Source organism: Kitasatospora sp. NPDC088134 (assembly GCF_044741705.1).
In the GTDB taxonomy this organism is placed as follows: domain Bacteria; phylum Actinomycetota; class Actinomycetes; order Streptomycetales; family Streptomycetaceae; genus Kitasatospora.
This window is the reverse complement of record NZ_JBIUTD010000025.1, coordinates 1-14,807: the sequence shown is the minus strand read 5'-3', so window position 1 is coordinate 14,807 and position 14,807 is coordinate 1. Positions and strand designations below refer to the sequence as shown.

General features: G+C 72.8%; 20 protein-coding genes and 1 pseudogene. 4 read left to right on the top strand and 17 right to left on the bottom strand.

Annotated features, from left to right (window positions below; all coding sequences use genetic code 11):
• Nucleotides 1-38 precede the first annotated feature (38 nt).
• Genes ACIOHG_RS29510 through ACIOHG_RS29500 form a run of 3 tightly spaced genes read right to left on the bottom strand, consistent with a single transcriptional unit; the run spans nt 39 to nt 2,556 of the window.
• A complete protein-coding gene (locus ACIOHG_RS29510; protein WP_400955007.1) occupies nt 39-998 on the bottom strand; it encodes an NADPH:quinone oxidoreductase family protein in 960 nt (319 codons plus the stop codon).
• Complete coding sequence (locus ACIOHG_RS29505) at nt 995-1,804, bottom strand: SDR family NAD(P)-dependent oxidoreductase (protein ID WP_400955005.1); 810 nt, start codon at nt 1,802-1,804, stop codon at nt 995-997. Before ACIOHG_RS29505 ends, ACIOHG_RS29510 begins: the two co-directional genes overlap by 4 nt.
• Nucleotides 1,801-2,556: an SDR family oxidoreductase gene (locus ACIOHG_RS29500; RefSeq protein ID WP_400955003.1), complete on the bottom strand. Its 756-nt coding sequence runs from the start codon at nt 2,554-2,556 to the stop codon at nt 1,801-1,803. The genes ACIOHG_RS29505 and ACIOHG_RS29500 overlap by 4 nt, the downstream gene beginning before the upstream one ends.
• 147 nt (nt 2,557-2,703) lie before the next feature.
• Between ACIOHG_RS29500 and ACIOHG_RS29495 the strand changes: the two genes are divergently transcribed.
• Together ACIOHG_RS29495 and ACIOHG_RS29490 are read left to right on the top strand one after the other, a co-directional pair.
• Nucleotides 2,704-3,330 (top strand): TetR/AcrR family transcriptional regulator, encoded by a 627-nt coding sequence (locus ACIOHG_RS29495; protein ID WP_400955000.1) that lies wholly within the window; start codon nt 2,704-2,706, stop codon nt 3,328-3,330.
• A gap of 80 nt (nt 3,331-3,410) precedes the next feature.
• Nucleotides 3,411-4,235, top strand: a complete 825-nt coding sequence (locus ACIOHG_RS29490) for a DUF2470 domain-containing protein (RefSeq protein WP_400954997.1) — start codon at nt 3,411-3,413, stop codon at nt 4,233-4,235.
• 32 nt (nt 4,236-4,267) lie between these two features.
• On the opposite strand, the gene ACIOHG_RS29485 is transcribed toward ACIOHG_RS29490, so the two are convergent.
• Nucleotides 4,268-5,038: a VOC family protein gene (locus tag ACIOHG_RS29485; protein ID WP_400954995.1), complete on the bottom strand. Its 771-nt coding sequence runs from the start codon at nt 5,036-5,038 to the stop codon at nt 4,268-4,270.
• 210 nt (nt 5,039-5,248) lie between these two features.
• On the opposite strand from ACIOHG_RS29485, the gene ACIOHG_RS29480 reads away from it, so the two are divergent.
• A complete protein-coding gene (locus tag ACIOHG_RS29480; RefSeq protein WP_400954993.1) occupies nt 5,249-6,496 on the top strand; it encodes an NAD(P)/FAD-dependent oxidoreductase in 1,248 nt (415 codons plus the stop codon).
• A 16-nt stretch (nt 6,497-6,512) separates the two neighbouring features.
• On the opposite strand, the gene ACIOHG_RS29475 is transcribed toward ACIOHG_RS29480, so the two are convergent.
• From ACIOHG_RS29475 to ACIOHG_RS29415, 13 genes are all read right to left on the bottom strand, one after another.
• Nucleotides 6,513-6,776 (bottom strand): hypothetical protein, encoded by a 264-nt coding sequence (locus tag ACIOHG_RS29475; RefSeq protein ID WP_400954991.1) that lies wholly within the window; start codon nt 6,774-6,776, stop codon nt 6,513-6,515.
• Nucleotides 6,777-6,913: 137 nt separating this feature from the next.
• A complete protein-coding gene (locus ACIOHG_RS29470; protein ID WP_400954989.1) occupies nt 6,914-7,186 on the bottom strand; it encodes a hypothetical protein in 273 nt (90 codons plus the stop codon).
• Complete coding sequence (locus tag ACIOHG_RS29465) at nt 7,183-7,446, bottom strand: hypothetical protein (protein ID WP_400954988.1); 264 nt, start codon at nt 7,444-7,446, stop codon at nt 7,183-7,185. The genes ACIOHG_RS29470 and ACIOHG_RS29465 overlap by 4 nt, the downstream gene beginning before the upstream one ends.
• A complete protein-coding gene (locus ACIOHG_RS29460; protein WP_400954986.1) occupies nt 7,443-7,688 on the bottom strand; it encodes a hypothetical protein in 246 nt (81 codons plus the stop codon). Before ACIOHG_RS29460 ends, ACIOHG_RS29465 begins: the two co-directional genes overlap by 4 nt.
• 74 nt (nt 7,689-7,762) lie before the next feature.
• Nucleotides 7,763-7,906, bottom strand: a complete 144-nt coding sequence (locus ACIOHG_RS29455) for a hypothetical protein (RefSeq protein WP_400954985.1) — start codon at nt 7,904-7,906, stop codon at nt 7,763-7,765.
• Nucleotides 7,907-7,908: 2 nt separating this feature from the next.
• Complete coding sequence (locus ACIOHG_RS29450; protein ID WP_400954983.1) at nt 7,909-8,052, bottom strand: hypothetical protein; 144 nt, start codon at nt 8,050-8,052, stop codon at nt 7,909-7,911.
• Between the two features lie 126 nt (nt 8,053-8,178).
• Nucleotides 8,179-9,042: a helix-turn-helix domain-containing protein gene (locus tag ACIOHG_RS29445; protein WP_400954980.1), complete on the bottom strand. Its 864-nt coding sequence runs from the start codon at nt 9,040-9,042 to the stop codon at nt 8,179-8,181.
• Nucleotides 9,039-9,794 (bottom strand): DUF6879 family protein, encoded by a 756-nt coding sequence (locus tag ACIOHG_RS29440; RefSeq protein WP_400954978.1) that lies wholly within the window; start codon nt 9,792-9,794, stop codon nt 9,039-9,041. Before ACIOHG_RS29440 ends, ACIOHG_RS29445 begins: the two co-directional genes overlap by 4 nt.
• A gap of 273 nt (nt 9,795-10,067) precedes the next feature.
• Complete coding sequence (locus tag ACIOHG_RS29435; protein ID WP_400954977.1) at nt 10,068-10,409, bottom strand: hypothetical protein; 342 nt, start codon at nt 10,407-10,409, stop codon at nt 10,068-10,070.
• Between the two features lie 171 nt (nt 10,410-10,580).
• Nucleotides 10,581-11,453 (bottom strand): P22 phage major capsid protein family protein, encoded by an 873-nt coding sequence (locus ACIOHG_RS29430; protein ID WP_400954974.1) that lies wholly within the window; start codon nt 11,451-11,453, stop codon nt 10,581-10,583.
• 39 nt (nt 11,454-11,492) lie between these two features.
• Nucleotides 11,493-11,912, bottom strand: coding sequence for a hypothetical protein (locus ACIOHG_RS29425; RefSeq protein ID WP_400954972.1), 420 nt, complete (start codon nt 11,910-11,912; stop codon nt 11,493-11,495).
• Nucleotides 11,909-12,244, bottom strand: a complete 336-nt coding sequence (locus ACIOHG_RS29420) for a helix-turn-helix domain-containing protein (RefSeq protein WP_400954970.1) — start codon at nt 12,242-12,244, stop codon at nt 11,909-11,911. The genes ACIOHG_RS29425 and ACIOHG_RS29420 overlap by 4 nt, the downstream gene beginning before the upstream one ends.
• 554 nt (nt 12,245-12,798) lie before the next feature.
• A complete protein-coding gene (locus ACIOHG_RS29415) occupies nt 12,799-14,343 on the bottom strand; it encodes a recombinase family protein (RefSeq protein WP_400954968.1) in 1,545 nt (514 codons plus the stop codon).
• Nucleotides 14,344-14,407: 64 nt separating this feature from the next.
• Between ACIOHG_RS29415 and ACIOHG_RS29410 the strand changes: the two are divergent.
• A pseudogene (locus ACIOHG_RS29410) lies at nt 14,408-14,659 on the top strand (oxidoreductase C-terminal domain-containing protein); the annotation flags it as partial.
• Between the last annotated feature and the right edge of the window lie 148 nt (nt 14,660-14,807).

The following is a 14,807-nucleotide window of genomic DNA, read 5'->3' as shown; positions in this document are numbered from 1 at the left end:
CGGCCCGGTCGGGTCGGCCCCCTTTTTCGCACGCCCCGCTACGGGATGACGACCAGGCGGCCGGTGGTGGTGCCGGTGGCGACGCGGTGGACGGCGTCGGCGGCGGCGGGTAGGGGGAGGCGTTCGGAGACCAGGGGGCGGACGGCGGGGAGGGCGGTGAGGGCTTCGTGGCAGTGGCGGACCAGGGCGGGGTCACGGGTGACGTAGAGGCCCCAGTGCAGGCCCAGGACGGTGTAGTTCTTGACCAGGGCGTGGCCGAGCGGCGGGGCGGGGATCTCGCCGGAGGCGAAGCCGACCACGACGATCCGGCCCTCGAAGGCGACGCACTTGGTGGAGCCGGTGTAGGCGGAGCCGCCGACCGGGTCGAAGACCACGTCGGCGCCGCGGCCGCCGGTGGCGGCCCTGACCGCGGCGGGGAAGTCCTCGGCCCGCCGGTCGATCACCAGGTCGGCGCCCAACTCGCGGGCGACGGCGGCCTTTTCGGGGCCGCCGACCACGGCGATGACGAACGCCCCGGCGGCCTTGCCGAGTTGGACGGCGGCGCTGCCGACGCCGCCGGCCGCGGCGTGCACCAGCAGGGTCTCGCCGGGGGCCAGGGCGGCCCGCCGGTGCAGGGCGAACCAGGCGGTCTGGTAGGCGATGTGGAGCGCGGCGGCCTCGGCGTCGTCCAGCCGTTCGGGGGCGGGCAGCGCGGTCGCCGCGTTCATCAGGGCGTACTCGGCGAACGCCCCGGCGGGCAACTCGGCGGTGCCGACGAGGCGTTCGCCGGCCCGGGGGCCCTCGGCGACCTCGCCGCAGAGTTCCACGCCGGGGGTGTAGGGCAGCGGCGGGCGGACCTGGTAGAGCCCGGCGGCCATCAGCGCGTCGGGGAAGTTGACGGCCGCGGCCCGGACCTTGACCAGCAGCTGCCCCTCGCTGGGAACGGGGCGGTCGGCGCCCTCGACGAGCTTCATCACGTCGAGCGGGGCGCCGAGTTCGGCGATCTGCCAGGCTCTCATCGGGTCTCCTGTCCGGCCGTCCGGGCCTCGATCTGCTGCTGGAGCCGGTTCATGCCGTGCAGCCAGCGGTCGGGGGTGGTGGCGCGGGCCGCGTAGTAGTCGGCGACCTCGGGGTGCGGCAGGATCAGGAACTCCTCCGCCGCCATGCCGCGCAGGGCCCGTTCGGCGACCTCGGCGGGTTCGATCGCGGTGGGCGCGAGCAGCACCTGCCCGTGCTCGCCGGTGCCGTCGAGCATCCTGGTCCGGACGCCCTGCGGGCAGAGCGCGTGCACCCGCACGCCGCGGTGCCGGTAGGTCGCGGACAGCCACTCGGCGTAGGCCAGCGCGCCGTGCTTGGTGACGGCGTACGGGGCGGAGCCGAGCATGGTGAGCAGTCCGGCGGCGGAGACGGTGGCCAGGAAGCGGCCGCTGCCGCGCTCCAGCCAGTCGGGGAGCAGGAGTTCGCTGGCCCGGACGTGGCTGAGCACGTTGACCTGCCAGGCGAGTTCCCAGGCGGCGGGCGGGGCGTCCGGGCCGCCGGTGGTGGCGACGCCCGCGTTGGCGCAGTACAGGTCGATCGCGCCGAGGTGGTCGCGGGCGGCGCCGATCAGCGCGGCCACGCCCTCGGCGCTCGCGGCGTCGCCGGGGACGGCGTGCGCGCCGAGCTCGGCGGCGACCGCGCGGGCCGCGTCGGCGTCCAGGTCGTTGACCACCACCCGGGCCCCGGCGGCGGCCAGCGCCCGGGCGAGGGCCGCGCCGATGCCGTGCCCGGCGCCGGTGACGACGGCACCCAGGCCCGCGTAGGGGGCGGCCGGGCGGCCGGTCACAGCCCGCCGCCGAGGGTGACGCCGCCGTCCACCACCAGGGTCTGGCCGGTGATCCAGCCGGCGTCGGCGGAGAGCAGGAAGGCGACCGCGCCGGCCACGTCCTCGGGCAGGCCGAGGCGGCCGAGCGGGTAGGCGCGGGCGACCTTCTCCTCGCGGCCCTCGTAGAGCGCCTCGGCGAACTTGGTCTTGACCACGGCGGGGGCGACCGCGTTGACCCGGACGTCCGGGCCGAGTTCGGAGGCCAGTTCGGTGGTGAGGCGGATCAGCGCGGCCTTGGAGACGCCGTACATGCCGATGCCGTTGGAGGCGCGGAGGCCGGCGATCGAGGCGACGTTGACCACGGCGCCGCCGTGCTCGGCCATCCAGGCGGCGTGCGCGCGGCGGGTCCAGGCCAGCGGGGCGAGCACGTTGACGGCGAGGATCTTGGCGGCGGCGGCCGGGTCGGTGTCCAGGATCGGGCCGTAGACCGGGTTGATGCCGGTGTTGTTGACCAGCAGGTCGAGCCGGCCGAAGGTCTCCAGCACCGTGGCGACGGTCTCCTCCTGGTGCGCGGCGTCGTCGGACTTCCCGGCGACGGCGAGGGCGTGCTCGGGGCCGCCGAGGGCCTGCACCGCCTCGTCCAGGGTCTCCTTGGTGCGGGCGGTGATGCAGACCTTGGCCCCGCGCCGGACCAGCTCGTGCGCGATGCCGAGCCCGATGCCGCGGCTCGCCCCGGTGACCACGGCCACCTGGCCCTTGAACGACACTGTCATCGCCGTACCTCTCGCTGTGCGGGAACCCTGGGCGCCCGTCCGTGACTAAGCGCTTGCTCAGCATCTTGGGGACGGGCGACACTGTCAACAGCCCGCCACCGCACCGACCCCGCCGGGCCGCGCCGAACCGTCTGCGAGGATTGCCCCATGACCGACCCCGCGACCGCCGCACTCTGGCCCGGGGAGCGCACCGAGGCCGCCCGGCGACTGCTGCTGGCCGCCGTGGACTCCTTCGCCCGCCGCGGCTACCACGCCACCACCACCCGGGACATCGCCACCGCCGCCGGCATGAGCCCCGCCGCGCTGTACATCCACTACCCGTCGAAGGCCGCGCTGCTCGCCGAGATCTCCCGCACCGGGCACCGCGCCACGCTGGAGCTGGTGGAGCGGGCCGAGGACGCCTCGACCGACCCGGTGGAGCAGATGCGCGCCCTGGCGGAGTCCTTCACCGCCTGGCACGCCCGCGGCCACACGGTCGGCCGGATCGTCAACCACGAGCTGCACGCGCTGCCCGAGGAGGACTTCGCGGCCGTCGCCGAGCTGCGGATCAGGATCGAGGAGACGGTGCTGCGGATCATCTCCGCGGGCGTCGCGGTGGGCGTCTTCCAGGTACCCGACCGGCGCACCGCGGCCCGCGCCGTCACCTCGCTGGGCATCGACGTGTCGCGCTGGTACACCGACCGCAGCAGCGAGTCGCCGGAGGAACTGGGCCGCCGCTACGGGCAGTTGGTGCTGCGCATGCTGGGCGCCCCGGCGGCCGCGACGGACGGCTGACCGGGACCCGCCGCGCCCGCTGGACGACGGGCCTCCTTCGAGATTAGGTTAGCCTTACCTAATTCCGAAGGAGGCTGTCCGTGCTGCCCCAGCCCGCCCGCCGCTCGCCCGCCCCGACCGCCGCCGAACGCGCCCGCACCCTGCTGGAGTTCGCCTCCTCGGCCGTCCTGGACGTCCGCGGCGCCGACCTCACCGCCCGCCCCGGCCTGCCCCCGCAGGTGGCCTGCGCGCTGCGGCCGGACGGCTCGGTGGCGGTCCTGGTCGGCCGGGAGTCGGCGCTGCACCGGATCACCGCGCTGGCCCGCGGCCCGCTCACCGCCGAGCTCGACTGCGTGGACGTGGCGCCCGTGGCGATGCCGCACCGCATCCGCGGCCGCCTGCAGGCCCAGGGGCTGCTCTCCCGCTCCCCCGGCGAGGACCCGGCCGGGCTGTTCGCCCATGGGCGCGGCCCGGCGCACGGCGAGGGCGTGCTGCTCCGCCTCGACCTCGACCACCTGGCGCTGGAGGACCTGTGGGGCTCCGAGTGCTGCGTCGCCCCGGACGAGGTGGCCGCCGCCGCGTCCGACCCGGTGGCCGGCGAGGAGGCCGGGCTGCTCCAGCACCTCGCCGAGGCGCACGCCGACCAGCTGCTGGTGCTCGGCGCGCAGGCGCTGGACCGCCCGGCCGGCCCGCCCGGCTGGAACGCCGCCACCGACCGGCTGCGCGAGGTCCGCCCGGTCGCCCTGGACCGGCGCGGCCTGCGGCTGCGCCTGCTCGGCGCCGACCCCGGCACCGCGCTGGACGCCCGCTTCGAGTTCCACCGCCCGATCCGCCACTGCGCGGAGCTGCCCGAGGCCATGCACCGGCTGTTCGCGCCCGCCCGGGCCGCCGCCCCAACCTTCGGCGGCACCCCCTACGACGCCTGAAACCCTTGCCCAACAAGCAAGTTGACCGGCAGTCAGGAACTCGGGCCGAGGATCGAGAAGTGCCCGCCCTCGGCGTCCTCCAGCCGGGCCACCCGCCCGTACGGGGACTCGACCACGCCGTCCAGCACCCGGCCGCCGAGCGCGGCGGCCCGCCGGGCGGCCGCGTCGGCGTCGGCCACCGAGAAGAACACCTCCCAGTGCGGCGCGAGGTCCTTGGCGGTGCGCAGCCCGGCGACGCTGCGGCCCTCGGAGCGCAGCACCACCCGCTCGTGCTCGTAGCGGACCTCGAAGTGCCGGGGGTCGCGGCCGTCCCAGCGGAACACCTCGCCGTAGAACAGCGCGGCGGCGAACGGGTCGGCGGTGCGCAACTCGATCCACACCGGCGCGCCGGGCTCGGACATCCAGGTCTCCGCGCCGACCTCGCCCTCCCAGATGCCGAAGGTGGCGCCGAACGGGTCGGCGGCGAGCGCGATCCGGCCCGCGTCGAAGGCCAGCGGGCCGACGGCGAGGGTGCCGCCGCGCTCCCGGACGCCGTCGGCGGCCCGGTCGGCGCTCTCGATGCCGAAGTAGGTGGTCCAGGCGACGGGGCGCTCCCAGCCGGCGTCCGGCTCGCCCAGCCCGGCGATCTCGACGCCGTCCACCACCGCGCGCGCGTACCGGCCCCAGCGGTCCGGCCCCGGCCGGAACTCCCAGCCCAGCAGCGGCCCGTAGAAGTCCTGCGCGACCGCCAGGTCACGGGTCGTCAGGCCGACCCAGCACGGCACCGCGGGCACGCAACGCACCGTGGCCGTTCGCTCCAGCATCCTGCGGGCTCCCTTCGCCGCTCCCCCGGCCGGGAAGGTCCGGGCCCGTCCCAGCCTAGGGCGGCGACCCGCCCGGAACGTGGTCCGCCTCGCGGGCGAATCCCGGCCGGACCCGGGCGGCGACCGGCGCGGGGTCCCCCGTTCGGAGGGGTGCCGGTGCCATCGTCGGGAGGTGCACGGAGTGACGCGGATGCCGGAAGGAGAGCGGGCATGGACAGCGGGATCGTGATCGTGGGAGCGGGCCTGGCCGGGGCGAAGGCGGCGGAGGCACTGCGGACGGAGGGCTACCGGGGGCCGGTCACCCTGGTCGGCGACGAGGCGGAGCGGCCGTACGAGCGGCCGCCGCTCTCCAAGGGGTACCTGCTGGGGACGGAGGAGCGGGAGAAGCTGTTCGTCCACCCGGCGGACTGGTACGAGCAGCACGAGGTCGCCCTGCGGTCCGGCACGGCGGCCACCGCGATCGACCCGGTCGGGCACACCGTCACCCTCGCCGACGGCGACCGGCTCCCGTTCTCCAAGCTGCTGCTGACCACGGGTTCCTCGCCCCGGCGGCTGCCGGTGCCGGGCGGGGACGGCGACTTCGTGCGGACCCTGCGCCGGATCGGCGACAGCGACGGGCTGCGGGCGGCGTTCCGCCCCGGCGCCCGGGTGGTGATCGTCGGCGCGGGCTGGATCGGCCTGGAGGCGGCGGCCGCGGCCCGCACCGCCGGGGCGGAGGTGACGGTGCTGGAGGCCGCCGAGCTGCCGCTGCTGCGCGTCCTCGGCCCGGAGGCGGCCCGGGTCTTCGCCGACCTGCACCGCGCGCACGGCGTCGACCTGCGCCTGGGCGTCCGGGTCGAGGAGCTGCGGGCGGACGGGGTCCGGCTGGGCGACGGCGCCACGGTGCCCGCGGACGTGCTGCTGGTCGGCGTCGGGATCAGTCCGAACACGGCGCTCGCCGAGCGGGCCGGGCTGACCGTCGACAACGGCGTCCGCACCGACCAGCACCTGGCCACCTCGCACCCCGACGTGTACGCGGCGGGCGATGTGGCAAACGCTTTCCATCCGCTGTTCGGCAAGCCGATCCGGGTCGAGCACTGGGCGAACGCGCTGCACCAGCCGGCCGTGGCGGCGGCCGCGATGCTCGGCAAGGACGCCGTGTACGACCGCGTCCCGTACTTCTTCACCGATGCCGAGTGGACACCCCGGTATCCTAACGAGGACGTGCCCTCCCGGGACAAGCTGAGCATGGAGTACACGGGCTACGTGGAGCCCGGCGACTACGACCGGGTGGTGTTCCGGGGCGACGTGGAGGCCAACGAGTTCGTGGCGTTCTGGTTGAAGGGCGGCCGGGTACTGGCCGGGATGAACATGAACGTCTGGGACGTCACCGACCCGATCCGGGAACTGGTCCGTTCCGGTCGTCCGGTGGATGCCGAGCGGCTGGTGGACCTCGACGTGCCACTGACCGAGGTCTGATCCAGGCAGGCCCCCGTCAGCGCGCCGGGAGGGACGGGCCGAGCAGCAGCAGGGCCACCAGGGCGGCGAGCAGTCCGACACCGGCCCAGTACGCCGCCGCGTGGGCCCTCGGCTCCGGGTGGCCCAGCTCCCGCCGGAGGGCCGCGATCACGTACAGCAGGTGCATGCCGTCCGCCTCCGTCAGCCCGGCGTCCCCGGACCGGAGCAGCGCCGCCCGGCGCTCGAACTCCTCCGGGTCCAGCCCGGCCAACTCCGCCCGCAGGCGCTCGCGTGCGTCCATCGCTCCTCGCGGGTGGTGTCCGGCCCCGTGCCGGACGCAGGTCTACGGCACGGGGCCGGGTCGGGCCCCCGCCAGCGCTGCCCCGGGATGACCCTTCCCCGACGCTGGCGGGGCGCTTGGCGGACCGCCAGGGGGCGCTAGCGGTTGCGGAGCACGTCCGAGGCATCCCGGACGCCGTGCGGGTCCGTACGGCTCGTCGTGTCGGTCCGCTCCCGGTGCGCCGCCTGCGTATTGGCCCGGTTGGCGTCGCCGATCAGGGCGTGGGTGTCGGCACCGGGCTGCCCGGCGTCGTGCGCGTGCCCGGCGGCCCGGTCGCGCAGTTCTCCGGCGGTGGGCTGCGGCGTCGTGGCGTAGGTCGCTTCGTGCGGGTGGTTGGACTGCCCCGCGCCCTTGCTGTAGCGGCCCCTCACAGCTCACCCACCCACTTGCCGGGGGTGACGCTGACGGCATGGGAGACCGTCTGCCGGAAGTCCTGGTGCCCCGTGGCAGCGCAGTGCCGCCCGATTCGGAGGTTCAGTTCCGGAACGTCGGCCGGGTAGCCGCTCACCCAGTCGCACGCCCTCGTGCCGTCCTCGGACCTCCAGTCACATCCCGCCACGGCGCTGGTGGGCTTCGACTGGTCGTGGCCCACGGTGTAGTTGCGGAACCGCTTGATGGTCGTCTCGCTCACTCTTCCACCTCCGAGGCGTCGGGCAACAGGCTGCCGTCCTGGTGCTGCGGGACGACGGGGGTGCACACGGTGTGCTTCGGCATGAAGTGCTCCGGGGGCGGGTGTCCGTCGCCCTCGCTGTCGAACAAGCCGACCTGCGATCGGTCGGGGTCGTGCGGCACGCTGCTCTCCTCCGTGCTGGTGGGGGTGGCCCAGGGCGGTCCCTGCTCGGCCTCGGGGCGGCGGTAGTCGAGTTGGCCCACGGGGTTTCTCCGGGTCGGGGGCCGTCGCACGTCGCAGCGTCGGCGGCGCGGGGGCTCGTTGCGCGCTATCGCGGTCACAACCACTCCGACCGCCCGTTGATCCGGCGCACCTCGGGGCGCAACCGCGCCATGGTGGGCGAGTCCTCGGGCTCCGCCGACGTGCCGTCAGTGGCGCCGTCCGGCTCCGACTCGGGGGCGGGGTCTTCGAGTTCGAACACCGTCACTCGCCCCCGAAGCGTTCGTCCAGCCACTTGCGCTGTGCCACGCAGGGCGGGTACGCGCACGGGCAGCCGGCGGGCAGGGGGTAGCGGGTGGCCTCCCGGGTCGCCCTGGCGGACGTGTAGTCGGCCAAGATCCTGGCCATCTCGGCCCTCGTCGCGCGGCCTCGCGGGCGCTGCTGGGTCGGCATCCTGCTCACGCTCCCTACCTGCGGTGAAATCCCGTCAGTAGGAAGCTAGAACCGGCCAGTTGCCCGGAAGCCGAGTGATTCTCAATGATTCTCGCGGAAGCGCAGAGCAGCCCGGACGATCACCCGATGGGCGTCCGCCCCGTACAGCGCGGATGCCTCCAGCGCGTCCCACGCCCGGCGGTGGATCGCCACGTCCGCCGGATCGTCCAACCACATCTCGGCGTGGTAGGACTCCGTGATCACCAAGGTGTCGTCGTGGATGCTGAACCCGACCATGGCGGGCACCTCCAACGCCGCGTCGAACGGGACGATCCCGAGACGCACATGGGGCTGCACGAGCCACTGCACCAGGCATTCGAGCTGATCGAGCATCACGGCGTCGGATGCCAGCCGCGACACCAACGCGCCTTCCCAGAGCAGGAAGTGGAAGGACCGGTCACGTTCCCGGAGGACGCTCTGCCGCTCCATCCGCTTGTCCACGGCAGCGCCCACGTCCCGGATGGACGGGTGGATCGTCCGGAACCGCTCCAGCACCGCCCAGGCGTACCCGGCCGTCTGCAACAGGCCCGGGACCAACGTCAGGTCGAACGACCGGCGCACCCGCGTCCGCGCGCCCTGCGCGGCGTGCGCCTCCTGCACCGGAACGGCACCTCCGGCGAGTTGCCGCCGGTACGACCGGTACTGCGTCTCCACGGTCCGCAGGCGGCCGGTCAGTTCGGCCACGGCCTCCGGGCGTCCCACCGCCTCCGCCCAGGCCCGCACGTCCGCCATGGTGGGCAACTGGCGGCCGTTCTCCAGCTTGCTGACCTTCGACTGTGGCCAGCCCAGCCGGGCGGCGAGCGCCCGGCCGGACAGCTTGCGGCCGTTGGGTTGCGCGCACGACTCCCGAAGCTCCCGCATACGGGCCCCGAGCGCCGCCCTGGCCTGCTGAAAGTCCGTGCTCACATGGCGGACGGTACCTCAGTCAGGAACTCGGCGTACGGCTTGGCGTGGTGCCACGCGGCGTCCCGCGCCTGGCAGGCCCGCAGCACCTCCAGCGGGTCCGTGATCAGCTCCATGCCCACCGTGCGCTCGCCCTCGAAGTGGAACCGCGCCACGGTCCGGGAGTCGAACAGCCAGAAGTCCGACAGCCCGGCGAGGCCAGCCGCTTCGGCGTCCGACCGCCACATGCAGCGGATGTCCTCACCCGCCGCGACGTTCGTCCGCGCGCATGCCAGGAGGTAGCGCTGGCCCTCGGTCGGCGGGTTGTCCACCAGGCGCACCCGCTCGAACCGCTTGCCCTTGCCGACCATGCGGCGCACGTTGTCGAACCACGGGTGCCCGACCTCCCCGGCGGTGTCGCCGGTAGCCAGGAACTCCGCGTACGACGGCATCTGCTTGTCGGACAGGTATCCGGTCCGGGTCTCCAGCCGCCAAGCGGTGTGCTCGAAACCGTCGTTGATGAACTCGGTGATCTTCTGCTGCGGCACGAACTCGGGCACGTGAACGGCCTCTCTCGGCGCGAAGTTCACCAGCAGTTCGCGGGGCACCACCACGAACGCCTCGCCGTCCTTGATGTGCTTGAGCTGTGCCACGTCCTGCGGGTCCGTCACCGCGTCACCCTGCACCAACACCTCGCCGCTGTCCACGTCCTCGTACAGCGTCGGACAGTCCCCCACCCCGGAGGTGCTGCCGATCACGCGCAAGCGCCGCGCCATGTACTTCTCCCCTCGGATCAGTCAGGGCACCAAGCATGCTGCGGGCAGGCCGATCTGTCACTCAGTAACCGGAAGATGACGGACCGCCGCGCTCACTGCCGGCGGAAGCCGACTGATCGACAGCCAGACATCCGCAGGGGCATCTCACCGGCTCGTCATCGCGGCCCCGCAGCCGGTTGTACAGCGCGCAGTCCTCGTGGATCTCGGCCGCGCGCTCGACATCCACGGCCGGGTCCCGTGACACCGACAGGGCCCGCCGACTGGCCCGCCGGATCACCCCCGGCTCCAACGCGCACGGGCGGCGCGCTGGGCCTGCGAGGACTTGGACAGCCGCTCGGCCTCGGCCTCATCGGGTGGCGGAGGCACCATCGCGCGCAGCACCGCGACAGCGGCGGAGCGCTGGTGGCGGGCCTCGGCAACGGCCGGGTGCAGCTTCATTCCGCCCCGGTCGCCGGGCACCATCAGGCCGTCCCGCTCCACCTGCATGTCCAGCGCCTCTGCGGCGTCCAGGTGTTCGCCTGCCAGCCCGACGGCGTGCAACGCCTCGGGAGTCAGGTCGAACGCCTCCGACCAGGCGGTGAGCAGGTCCGCCGAAGCCAACTGACGGCTACTCAATGTGGTACCTCGCTACTCACTTGGGAAGTGGAACCGGTGGGCGCACGCATGGTTTTCCTCGCTTTGACGTGGTGCAGCGGAAGCCTTCGCGGAGGGAGGTACCCCCCACCCCCGGAAGGCGCTGAGTCGTTCATCGGTTGACCGGGCGCTGCTCAGGTGCCCGGCGATGCGTCAGAAAGCCTTCAACTTGAAGGCAACGGCTCGGCTGGCATCCACCAACTTCGCGCCACCGAACGACTTCACCAGCGACACATCCGAATGGCTGGACAGGTCGAAGTCCCTTGTCACCGTCAGCGCGTAGCCGTCCTGCACCTCGGCCTGCGACCAGGCCGCGCCCTCCATCGCCCGGGGTGCCCGGACCGCCAGCGCGAACGCCTCCCGGACGAACGCCACCGCGCCGCCCTTGATCTGATTGGACGCGATGACCTTGAAGCCGTGCACGTCCGCGATCTGGCCTCGGCGCAGTCCGTCGGTGCCACCGGCCTTGTCGGCCTGCCGCAGCCCCTCGTCCTTGAGAAAGAACGCCTTGATCTCCGGTGCGATCACCAGGTACCGACCTTCGTCCGGAACGTCCCGCTGATCCAGCATCACCGAGGCATCGGCCACGAAGTCCAACGCTCGTGCGGGGTCGATGACCTGCGCGGTGTCGGTGTCCTTCACCGCAGCGATGAGAGCGTTCATCGGCTTCGCCACCACCGCCTCCAGCGCCCGCGCCACACCGTCAACCTGCGGGGCGAGAACCTGAGTCGCGTAGTTCATCAGCGTGAACGTGTTCTCCTCGTCGGTGATCGGCACCGCGCTGTACGGCGAAGCGGTGATCTTGAGTTCCACCAGGTCCTCACCGGCGGCGGAGAACTTGTTCACACCGTCGAAGTCGGCGGCCGGGATCGCGTGCGGCACGGGGATGGAGACCGTGGTGCCGGAGCGGCCCCCGAAATCCTTCTCCGCGTCGCGGTAGACCAGCGGGGCGAGGACGCCGAGTTGCTTGAGCAGCGCGACGCCCACCGCCGCGACGGGGCTTTCGGCACCGAACGTGTTAGCCATTCAATGGCCTTTCTGAGTAGGGGTGTTGGGAGGAGGGATTCACGCGCCGTACCGGCGCTTGAGGATGGCGGCGGCGAACCGGGCCGCACTGAACTCGCCGACGGGCAGGCCCGCCCCTCCGCCCATAACCGGCGTCGGACGGGTTCGCAGAACCGGCCCCCTGGCGTCCCGGATGGTTCGGGCGAAGCTCTCCGCGTCGGCCATCACCTCGGCCGGCGAGCCGCCGGTGAGACGCTGCGCGTGGTCGGCCGGGATGCCGTGGGCCAGCGCCGCACGAAGTTGCCAGTTCTCCAGCTCGGTGGGCGTCACCCCGGGCCGGTCGGCAGAAGCATCGGACGAGTCCCCGGAGGGCCCCTGGGCAGCCTCCACAGGCTCGGAGGCTGCCTTGGCCAGGCGTCCGACCGGCGGGGTGGGCTGTGCGGCGGAAGCGGCCTCCACGGCCCGCGCGACGGCACTCATGCCGCCACCCCGCAAACCGCAGTGGTACCCGCGTACGGGAACGGCCGGGAAGCCCTTCCGACCTGCTCGCGGTCGGCACCGAGCTGCCGACGGCGCACGGCCTCGGCAGCGGAGTACACCCGTCGCACGGGCGCGGGAACAGGCTTGAGCAACGCCTCGAACGGCACCCGCAGCGCGGCGGCCAACGCCACCACCCGCGACACCGACGGCTCCACCGCACCGCCCTCCCAGCGGCCCACGGTCGTCTCGTGGACACCGAGCGGCACCGCGAGCTGAGCAAGCGTCAGCCCCAAGCGCTTGCGCCGATCGCGCATGCGAACCGAATCGAACACAGAGGACTCCAGAGATCACGCCTGCACCCGTGCAGGCCGAACGGGAAATGAGAGAGACCGGCAAGCCCGCCGGAGGGGAAAGCGGCCTGTCGGCCGGTCGGGAACGAGAGGGGCGCACCGCCGAGGAACGCTCGACCACGGGCAGGAGAGAGAACCCGGGGAGACCGCTCGGCGGCGCGCCTCCCTCCTGCCGGAAGAATCACAGCGGGAGGGAACTGGAAGGCCACGACAGGCTGATACGAAGAAACGGCCTCCGCCGGGAGCAGCACCCGGCACGGTGCCCGCTCGACCGGCGAAGGCCGCGATCAGAACTGCGCCGGTGCCGTGACGCGCGAAGCTGGCGAGCCGTCAGGCCCTTGCTTCTACCTGTGTATAGCTGCGGCGGGTAACAAGCTAGCGGGGCGAAAAACGTCCCCCCTCTGGTAACTCTCTTTACATGTAAAGGGAGTTTGGCTCGGGGGTGTGTTTTTTACCTTCCCCGGACGATGCCGCAGCAGCGCGCAGGCGCGGCGAGGCCCCGCCGAGCAGCACACGACGGGGCCAGAGGCACTGCATCAGGCAGCGAGTTGTCCCGGTGCCGCTATCCACGGGTCCGGCTGGTCAAGCCAGTGGATCTCCACCCGGTCCGGACTGAGGCCGTTCTGACCTCGCACGCCCTTGGCCACCACCACCCGTCGGATGGCCAGGCGCAGCAGATCCCGCCGCAGCGGTAGGTCCGCCGCCTCCCATGCCTCCTCGGTCTGCTCATGGTCCAACAGCCATCCGATGTCCAACCTGTTGGATGAGCACGCCGCCACCTGCTCGGTGGCCATCTGGAGTGCCGCGCGGGCCTCGGCCTGGAGGCGGGGCAGGTGGACATCGAATGGCGGGTCGTACATGCCAGCCGCCTGATGCTCGGCAATGCGCTGCACGCGCGCTCGGGCGACCTTCTCGGCGGCCAGGGCCTCCGCCAGCGCCTCGGCCCCCGCCGGGTCCTGTAGGCCCGCGTAGCGGTCCGCCGCGATCCACAGGAGTTCGTCCTCCGCGTCCCCGGAGTTGACCCGGGAGAACCACGCAAGGGTGACGTACTGCTCCAGGGTTGTCCGCTTCACGCTCACCGGGGCCGGGCAGGACTTCCCGGCAGCATGGCGGGCACACACGTGGCTCCTGCCACCGGAGGCCGCGCCACGGCACCCAGCGCAACGCGCGAGATCGGTCAGCAGGTGGTACTTCTGGCTGCTCGGCTGCGTCTCGTAGCGCATGTGGCCACGCATCGCGGCACGGGCCTTGCGCACGATGTCGGGCGGGACCGGCTCCGCGCCGGGGGCGAGCACACTGACGCGCTCCCCCGTCTCCGGGTGGCGGAACACCGCGTCCTCACCGGTGGTGGCTCCTTGGGCGACCATCACTTGCCACCCCTCGTAGACGGGGTGCCACACCATCTTGGAGATGGTGGACGCCTGCCACTCCCCGCCGCCCGGCGAAGGGATCGGCCGGGGGCCTGAGTTGAGGGCGCGGACCAGCATCCGGGCGGGCACGCCGAGCGCCAGGCTCTCGAAGACGTGCAGCACGTACCGCCAGGTGTCGGCGCTGTTGACCAGCTTCCGCGTGTCGGGGCCGTCCAGGTCGAAGCCGTACGGCACCTTGCCCAGCCACTTGCCCGCCTTGCGCTGGGTGGCCTTGGTGGAGCGCAGGTTGAAGCTGAGGCGCTGAGAGAACTCCCGGGCCTGCTCGGCCCGGTCGATGATCCACCGGCGGTCCCGCTCGATCGAGCTGTCCAGGCCCTCGTAGTCGAAGATCACGCGGGCCTTGCCCAGGATGGGCACGATCTCATCCGCGCCCTTGCGGGTGAAGCGGTCCAGGAACGCGCACCACAGGATCGGGACCTCACCGGCCAGTACGTCCGACACGGCTCTGTCGAACTCGGGCCGCTTCACGTCTGACCACGCCGACAGGTTGTCCACCCAGACCTTGCGGACCCTCTTGCCGTGCTTGTCGGCCCAGGCCCGGCCCAACTCCTCCTGTGTCTGCACCGACAGCAGGTCGCGCGGGTCCTCCGCGCGGACCTTCTTGGACTTCCGCAGGTAGAGATCGACTTCTTCTTGGACGGCCTCGGCCATGGCCACAGTCTCCGGTCGCTCGGGAATCCCCGCACGTCAGGCGATGTACCGGGGTGTCCACTCGACTGACCAGTACGACCTGGGCATGGAGTCCACCGGCTACGCCGAGCCCGGCGGCTACGACCGGGTGGTGTTCCGCGGCGACGTCGCCGGGCGGGAGTTCATCGCGTTCTGGCTGGCCGGCGGCCGGGTGCTGGCCGGCATGAACGTCAACGTCTGGGACGTCACCGACCCGATCCGCGCGCTGGTCCGGGCCGGGCGGCCGGTGGACCCGGAGCGGCTGGCCGATCCGGCGGTGCCGCTGACCGAGCTCTGAGCGCCCGGGTCCCGGGTCCTGTTCTCACATCGGCTCTCAGAGGGCGTTCGATCGGGGATTCCCCCCAACTGTCCGGATTTGATCGCTGCGGCACGGACTCGATTCCAGGATCTCGTGGCGACCGGGTCCGTGTCCGCGATATTGATCA